The organism is Janthinobacterium sp. 344 (genome assembly GCF_900112025.1).
Lineage (GTDB): Bacteria > Pseudomonadota > Gammaproteobacteria > Burkholderiales > Burkholderiaceae_D > Janthinobacterium.
The window spans coordinates 214,947-221,948 of sequence record NZ_FOKL01000010.1; the positions used below are offsets into that span (position 1 = coordinate 214,947).

At 59.7% G+C, this 7,002-nt stretch carries 5 protein-coding genes and 2 rRNA genes; 2 read left to right on the top strand and 5 right to left on the bottom strand.

Annotation, left to right across the window (positions count from 1 at the left end; translation table 11 throughout):
- Nucleotides 1–211 precede the first annotated feature (211 nt).
- On the bottom strand, nucleotides 212–2,017 hold the full coding sequence (locus BM193_RS23765) for an ABC transporter substrate-binding protein (protein ID WP_175533398.1): 1,806 nt from the start codon (nucleotides 2,015–2,017) through the stop codon (nucleotides 212–214).
- A 213-nt stretch (nucleotides 2,018–2,230) separates the two neighbouring features.
- Here BM193_RS23765 and BM193_RS23770 point away from each other — a divergent pair, with 213 nt between their 5' ends.
- Both BM193_RS23770 and dacB read left to right on the top strand, forming a co-directional pair.
- On the top strand, nucleotides 2,231–3,469 hold the full coding sequence (locus BM193_RS23770) for a nucleoside recognition domain-containing protein (RefSeq protein WP_034753725.1): 1,239 nt from the start codon (nucleotides 2,231–2,233) through the stop codon (nucleotides 3,467–3,469).
- A gap of 8 nt (nucleotides 3,470–3,477) precedes the next feature.
- Complete coding sequence (gene dacB, locus BM193_RS23775) at nucleotides 3,478–4,980, top strand: D-alanyl-D-alanine carboxypeptidase/D-alanyl-D-alanine endopeptidase (protein ID WP_092801628.1); 1,503 nt, start codon at nucleotides 3,478–3,480, stop codon at nucleotides 4,978–4,980.
- 15 nt (nucleotides 4,981–4,995) lie between these two features.
- On the opposite strand, the gene BM193_RS23780 is transcribed toward dacB, so the two are convergent.
- The 4 genes from BM193_RS23780 to BM193_RS23795 all read right to left on the bottom strand — a co-directional run.
- The gene (locus BM193_RS23780) at nucleotides 4,996–5,844 is read right to left on the bottom strand and encodes a CPBP family intramembrane glutamic endopeptidase (RefSeq protein WP_092801631.1); all 849 of its coding nucleotides are present in this window, start codon (nucleotides 5,842–5,844) and stop codon (nucleotides 4,996–4,998) included.
- A gap of 22 nt (nucleotides 5,845–5,866) precedes the next feature.
- Nucleotides 5,867–6,340 carry a MarR family winged helix-turn-helix transcriptional regulator gene (locus tag BM193_RS23785; RefSeq protein ID WP_092801634.1) on the bottom strand — a complete coding sequence of 158 codons (474 nt, stop codon included), beginning with the start codon at nucleotides 6,338–6,340 and terminating at the stop codon, nucleotides 5,867–5,869.
- A gap of 176 nt (nucleotides 6,341–6,516) precedes the next feature.
- Nucleotides 6,517–6,629: ribosomal RNA gene (gene rrf, locus BM193_RS23790) — 5S ribosomal RNA — on the bottom strand.
- A gap of 137 nt (nucleotides 6,630–6,766) precedes the next feature.
- Nucleotides 6,767–7,002, bottom strand: a 23S ribosomal RNA gene (locus tag BM193_RS23795); the annotation flags it as partial.

Sequence of the window (7,002 nt, forward strand, 5' to 3'; positions counted from 1 at the left end):
CTCCTTGTTGGGCAATCGAAACTTGAGTTATCAAGTCAGGCTGTTTTTTTCACGTCGCTTTGTCTGTCTCGCGGTACATTTTTTTATGACATTTGCGCATGACTTTATTTGTTTTCATTTTCAGAGTAGCGCGATGCATCCGAGCCCAGCCAATGAAAAATGCTTTCCTAACCATAACTTTTTGGAATGAATGCCCTTTTCAATGGCGGGGTCACTTGCCTGCGGGGCGGCCCTTGGCGGTATCGATGTCCAGGTAGCGCCAGGACGTGAATTCCACGGGGTGGCGCCTGTAGTTTTTTAGCCACGGTTGCTGCAGGTCGGCAGAGATGGGATGCGTCAGCAGCACCCACGGCGTGTAGGCGTGGATCAGCTGAAACAGGTCGAAGTACAGACTGCGTCGGCGCGGCGTATCGGATAGCAGGCGCGCCTCCTCATAGCGTTTATTGTAATCGGGCAAGTTGAAGCGGGCATAGTTGGCGCGGCCAACGTTGCCGCCATACAACAATTGCATAAAGTTATCGCCGTCGGGGAAGTCGGCGATCCAGTTGGTCTCGAACATCTGCACCTTGCCCAGGCGCGAGGCCTTGATGATCTCCGTCTTCTTGTCGCTTTTAAACTCCACGCGCAGGCCGATGGCGTTCAGGTTGCGGCGCCACAATTCGTCGCGCAGGCGTCCCACCGTGCTCGGCTCCGTGTGCATGGTCAGCATCAAGGGCGTGCCGTCGGGCTGCGTGCGGAAACCGTCGGCGCCCGCCTTGTAGCCGAAGCGCTCCAGCAGGGCGCGCGCCAGCGCCGGATCGTAGCCCACAGGGCTGCGGTAGCTCTTGTCATAGCCGAGCACGTTGGGCGGCAGCGGCGATTGCGCCGGCAAGGCCAGCCCTTTTTTGAGCAACGCGATATCTTCGCGGCTGTTGTAGCTGAGCGCGATGGCGCGCCGCAGGGCCAGCTTGTCTTTGGTATAGCCACCCAGCACGGGGTCGTCCATGTTCATCCACATGTAATACGTCTGCAGCACGGGAAAGCGCGTCAGCTGCAAGCCCTTGGCGGCCAGCGCCGGTTTCAGGGCGCCGTTTTCCAGCACCATGTCCGTCATCGATTCGGGCACTTGTTCCAGGTAATCGAATTCGCCTTTCAGGAAACCCAGCATGCGCGACTGGTATTCCTCGACGATGCGCACTTCGATGCGTTCGACCAGCGGCAAGCGCTGGCCTTCCAGCGCACTGGCGATGGCCTGCGCGTCGGCCGGCAAGGCGGCCAGCGCCTTCGCTTCCGTATGGAACACGGTCGGGCGGAAGGTCGGATTGGCCTGCAGCACGATCTTGTCGCTGCGCTTCCATTCCTTCACCATGAACGGTCCCGTACCCACGGGATGGTTGCCGACCTGCCCCGGCGCCGCATACGCTTCGGCCACTTCGCGCGCCACCACGGCGGTCGCCGGCATGGCCAGGTAAAACAGGAAGTTCGGGTCGATGGCGTTCAGGCGGATGCGCAAGGTGTATTTGTCCAGCGCCTGCAAGCCGGCGATCGGCGTGTCGTAGCTGAATTTGGTTTTCAGGGCCGCATCGCCCACCAGCTTATCTTCCAGCAAGAACAACCACGGCGACTTCAGGCCGGGGTCATACAGCCGCGTCAGGCTGTACACATAATCCTGCGCCGTCACTTCGCGCGGCTTGCCCTTGAAGGCGGGATCGGGCGTGAAGAAAATACCGGGCTGCAAGTGAAAGGTATACGTGCGCCCGCCATCTTCCACCGTCGGCATGGCGCGCGCCGTGTTGCCCTGCAGTTGCACCGGGCGCGCCAGGTAGTCGTAGCGCAGCAGCGAATCAAAGATGTTTTCCATCAAATTTAAACTGGCCAGGTCCGAGGCCACGGCCGGATCCAGGCCCGTCTCGCTGGTGCTCAAGAATAAGTGCAGGGTCTTGTTTGCGCGGGCATCGGTGGCGGCATGCGCGGGCGCCATGAAAAGCGTCAACAGGGCCAGGCCGGCGGCGCAGGCGGTTTTGCGTAAAAACATCATCAGTGATCCAGTGCAGACAAGGTAACGAACAGCGACAAGCGACAGGCATCCCCCACACTACGCGGGCAAGCGACGGGGCGCCAATGAAAACAGGCTGCCAGCTTATAACTTTTTGGCATGCGATTGCTGCATTCTTTCATCAACTCGTATCGGGCTGCCCCTATACTTTGTTTGCAGACATTTTTCACTCCCGACACACAGAACTGATCGCATATGGCACTTAATTACATCTGGTCCGGCTTTTTCCTCGTTGGCTTCCTGGCCGCAGTGCTGCAGTGGCTGTTTCTCGGCGATACCGATATCTTCAAGCGCATCATCGATGGCACGTTCGAAACGGCGCGCATGGGCGTGATGGATATCGCCCTGCCGCTGGCGGGCGTGATGACCTTGTGGCTCGGCATCATGAACATCGGTGAAAAGGCGGGGATTGTCGGCTGGCTGGCGAAAGTCATCGCGCCCTTCTTTTCGCGTATCTTCCCGGAAATTCCCAAGGACCATCCGGCCACGGGCCACATGGTGATGAATTTTTCGGCCAACCTGCTGGGCCTGGACAATGCGGCCACGCCCTTCGGTCTGAAAGCCATGGAAAGCCTGCAGACCCTGAACCCGAACAAGGAAGAGGCGACGAACGCGCAGATCATGTTCCTCGTGCTGCACACCTCGGGCCTGACCCTGATTCCGCTGGCTATCATGGCGCAGCGCTCCATCCTCGGCGCAGCCGATCCGTCCGACATCTTTATTCCGTGCATGATCGCCACCTATGTGGCCACCATGGTCGGCATCATCACGGTGTCCATCAAGCAGCGCATCAACCTGCTGAACCGCGTCGTGCTGGGCTGGATGGGCGGCATGACGAGCGCCATCGTCGCCATGATCTGGTACTTCACGCAATACCTGACGAAACAGGAAATCGAGCTGGTCTCGAAGGTGGTCAGCAACCTGGTGTTGATCAGCGTCATCGCCATCTTCATCATCGGCGCCCTGCGCAAGAAGGTGAACGTGTACGACGCCTTCATCGAGGGGGCGAAAGGCGGCATCCAGACGTCGATCACCGTGATTCCCTATCTGGTCGGCATGCTGGTGGCCATCAGCGTCATCCGCAACGCGGGCGTGTTCAACTTCCTGATGAGCGGCATGAACTGGTTCTTCGCCAACCTGGGCATCAATACGGACTTCGTGCCGGCCCTGCCGACGGCCATGATGAAGCCGCTCAGCGGCTCGGGTTCGAAAGCCATGATGATCGATGCCATGAATACCTACGGCGTCGACTCGTTTGTCGGCCGCCTGGCCTGCGTCTTCCAGGGCTCGGCCGATACCACATTCTATATCGTGGCCCTGTATTTCGGTTCCGTCGGCATCCGCAAGACGCGGTATGCCATCACGGCCGGCCTGATCGCCGATCTGGCTGGCGTGATCACGGCCGTCTTCGTCGCCTACGTCTTTTTCCATTAAGGAGCACCATGCTACGTCCTGTTCTGCTGGCTGCGCTGTTGGCAGGTCTTGGCCTGTCGAATGCGCAAGCGCAATTGCCCGAATCCGTCAGCCTGCTGCTGCGCAGCGCGAATATTCCGGAAGACGCCATGGGCGCCATCGTCTTGCGCGGCAACACCACCGTGCTGTCGCATGGGGCCGAGCGCAGCATGCAACCCGCGTCCACCATGAAGCTGGTGACGACGGCCGTGGGCCTGGAGCAATTAGGCCCCATCTTCCGCGGCCGCACGGAGCTGCGCACCAGCGCCGACGTCATCAATGGCGTGCTGAAGGGCGACCTGATCCTGCGCGGCGGCGCCGATACGGATTTCAATGCGGACGTGCTGGCGCACATGCTGCAAACCCTGCGCACGCAAGGCATCGTGAAAATCAAGGGCGACCTGATCCTCGACCGCCAGCTGTTCCAGCCGGCCCGACCCGATATCGGTGCGCCGCCCTTCGATGAATCGGCCGAATTCCGCTACAACGTCATCCCCGATGCCTTGTTGCTGAATACCAATCTGATCGATATCGACATCAGCGCGACGGACCGTAAATTGACTTTCCAGATGCAGCCGGTGCTGGAGAATGTCAGCATCACGAGCGACATGAAGCTCATCAAGGGCAATTGCGCCAGGTGGGAAGATGGCTGGCGGCCACCAGAGTACCAACGCGATGCCAGCGGCAAGCTGCAAGTGATATTGCACGGTACTTTCCCGCAGAATTGCAGCAAGTCCACCAGCATCAATGTGCTCGACCGTAATGACTATGCGGACCGGCTGTTCCGCGCTACCTGGAAACGCCTGGGCGGCACCATCACGGGCAGTGTGCGCGAAGCGCCAAGCACGGGCATGCCGCCCACGGCCGAACCCGTTGGCACGCGCATGCTGGCCGACCACGTGGCCCGGGCCTTGCCGGAAGTGCTGCGTGACATCAACAAAACGTCCGACAACACCCTGGCCCGCACTTTATTTCTGAGCCTGGGCAGCTTGCAAAGCGATGGCTGGCTGGGCAGCCGCCCCGCCGCCATGGCGGCACCGGAAGACACGGCCAGCCGGGCACGGCAAGTGATCCAGGAATGGTTCCAGCGGCACAATATCACTACCCAGGGCATGCTGGTCGACAACGGTTCCGGCTTGTCGCGCACGGGGCGCATTGCACCGGCGCAGTTGGCCGGTGTCTTGCAGGCGATGCAGTACAGCCCGTGGGCGCCCGAGTTCCAGTCCAGCCTGCCCATCGTGGCGCTGGACGGCACCATGCGCAAGCGCCTGCTGAACAGCCCGGCCGCCGCGCGGGCCCGCATCAAGACGGGGACGTTAAAGAATGTGGTCGCCATCGCCGGCTATGTGCCCGACGCCAACAACCAGTTGTGCGTGGTGGTCGCCATGATCAATAGCGACTTGGTGGGCAACGGCAACGGCCGCGCCGCCGTCGATGCCCTGATCGAGTGGGTAGCCAGGAGCGGCGCCACGCCGGTGGTGGCGGGCCAATAAGGCCGGTGCAGCGGCCTAGCGTGGTGCGCTGGCAAAGGCCAGGCGCAGCACGTAGGCGGCGACGGCGCCGATGAGCAGGATCGTCACCAGCGATGCTTCCACACCGAAGGCGCCGCCCGTCAGCATGACATTGCCCGCCAGTTCGCCATGCAGCAGGCCGTCCGTGGCCGCGTGGCCCGATACCGCCGAAGAAAATACTTGGCTGACACAGTAATTCCAGCCGACATGCGTGCCGATGCAAACCCACAGGCGACGCGTCCGCATGTACAGTGCGGCCTGCAGCACGCCATAGGTGACAATCGCGGCGATGGCCAGCAGCGAAAAACCGGCATTGGGCAAATGGGCCAGGGCGAACACCAGCGATGAAATCACGATGGCGGCCTTGCTGCCCAATGCACGTGCCGTCACGCCGAACAGGATGCCGCGAAACATCATTTCCTCGGCCATGCCGACCAGTACCAGTTCGGCCAGCGGCAGCAACAGCATGGCATGCACGGCATTGACGCCACTCAATTGATATACGCCCAGCGCTGCCAGCACGGCAAAGGTGAGGCAGACCAGCCCGGCGCCAAGCAGCAGTCCACGCCCCAGTTCACGCGCCATGCCCGGCATCGCCAATTCGCTCGGCTGGCGCTTTTCGATATGGCGCACATAAAAACGGTAGCCGCACCACACCAATATTGCCGCCAGCAACTGCGGCCACAGGATGCGGTAGGGCTTGTCCACCAGTTGGGAAGCGGTGCCCATCACCAGCGGTATCCAGGCAAAGGTGAGGACCATGCCCAGCACAATCTGCACCAGGGGATAGGCCAGCAGGCGGGCCAGAGGGGATTTTTTTGTTGCCATGCTCAGGGTATTGTCCATCGTCGCTTTCCTCAGATAGTTTTCAGGGCGTTGTTTTTAGCTGCTTGCTTGTATCGCGGATGCGCTCGCCAAATGAACGCTGTTCCAACACCGTGATGGCTTGCGCCAGGCATGTGGATAAAGGAAATGCCAATTCCGCATCCAGGCTGTCGGCAGCACACTTGGTCGCCTGCCAGCACCTCTGCAGATGGGGCAGCAGTGCCTCACCCTGGCTGCTCAGGCGTACCACGCGCTGACGGCCATCCTCGCCACCGGCAGCCACCAGCAGCAAGCCTTCCTTTTTCATCAGCGCCACCGTCTGGGTGACGGCCGGCTGCGTGATGCCTGCCAGCTCGGCCAACTGGCCGATGGTCGCGCTCTGCTGTTGCGCCAGTACCCGCATCACGGGCGTGTAGCGCGGCCGGTAATCGAGGCCCGCGTCCGCGTAGGCTTGCTGGACGGCGCCGTCCAGCAGTTCGATCAGGTGGCGTAGTTGTGTTCCGAGTCCTTGTTTCATGTAGTGATAGTAACAGCATTTATATAAGCACTTATATAAATACTGAAAGGTGTTGCATTTTATGCACAATGCACCAGGTGGGTGCCCGAAGAAAGGAGGGGAAGTGGCGAGAAACCGCCAGACAAAAAAAAACCCGACCATTGCTGATCGGGTTTTTCTCTTACTGCGAATAACAAGCCTGACGATAACCTACTTTCACACTGGTTGCAGCACTATCATCGGCGCAAAGTTGTTTCACGGTCCTGTTCGGGATGGGAAGGGGTGGGACCAACTTGCTATGGTCATCAGGCATAACTTGGACGACATACTGTCCCCTGTAGGGCAACAGCTGTCTGAATCTGGAAGAAGCAAAGATTAAGGGTAATGAATGGTATCAACAAACACACAACGTTGTACCGTCTTATCCTCTGTACCTGCTAAGGTTATAGGGACAAGCCGTACGGGCAATTAGTACTGGTTAGCTTAATGCATTACTGCACTTCCACACCCAGCCTATCAACGTCCTGGTCTCGAACGACCCTTCAAAGAGCTCAAGGCTCTGGGAAATCTCATCTCAAGGCAAGTTTCCCGCTTAGATGCTTTCAGCGGTTATCTCTTCCGAACTTAGCTACCCGGCAATGCCACTGGCGTGACAACCGGTACACCAGAGGTTCGTCCACTCC